We start from the raw sequence: 451 nt of genomic DNA, 5'->3' as shown, positions 1-451 counted from the left end.
TGAACGATATCTTGTTTTTCCATAATAAAAACCTCACCAATTTATTTGATGAGGTAATCATATCGTGTATTTGTCGCCAGTCATAGACGGTCAGTTATTAGGTGCTTACGGTGCGTCGTAATAAGGACCTGAGACTTTTGTCCCAGACCTCTCAAAAGCACCCCTATCACCGCCATTTCCTGCTCAAAACAATTTTTTTAAATGCACAAAAAAAGCCGTTAGTCCCAACGACTAACGACTATTCTGATGCCGGCTGAGGAATTCGAATCCCCGACCCTCGGTTTACGATACCGATGCTCTACCAGCTGAGCTAAGCCGGCATATCACTAACTGGCTAACCAGGTTAACCCGACTCCGGCAGGCGGGCTCGAACCGTCGACAACCTGATTAACAGTCAGGTGCTCTACCAACTGAGCTATGCCGGAATAATCGCGTGGCAACGTCCTATCCT

Annotated in this window: 2 tRNA genes; both read right to left on the bottom strand. The window is 46.8% G+C overall.

The features are described from left to right. Positions 1-247: 247 nt before the first annotated feature. Positions 248-320: transfer RNA gene (locus tag FAY32_RS14500), tRNA-Thr, on the bottom strand. 32 nt (positions 321-352) lie between these two features. Next, a tRNA-Asn gene (locus FAY32_RS14495) sits at positions 353-425 on the bottom strand. Between the last annotated feature and the right edge of the window lie 26 nt (positions 426-451).

The sequence above is a fragment of the Levilactobacillus enshiensis genome (assembly GCF_007115095.1).
GTDB lineage: Bacteria > Bacillota > Bacilli > Lactobacillales > Lactobacillaceae > Levilactobacillus > Levilactobacillus enshiensis.
Note: the sequence above shows the minus strand (reverse complement) of the source record. Positions and strands in the feature narration are given on the sequence as shown.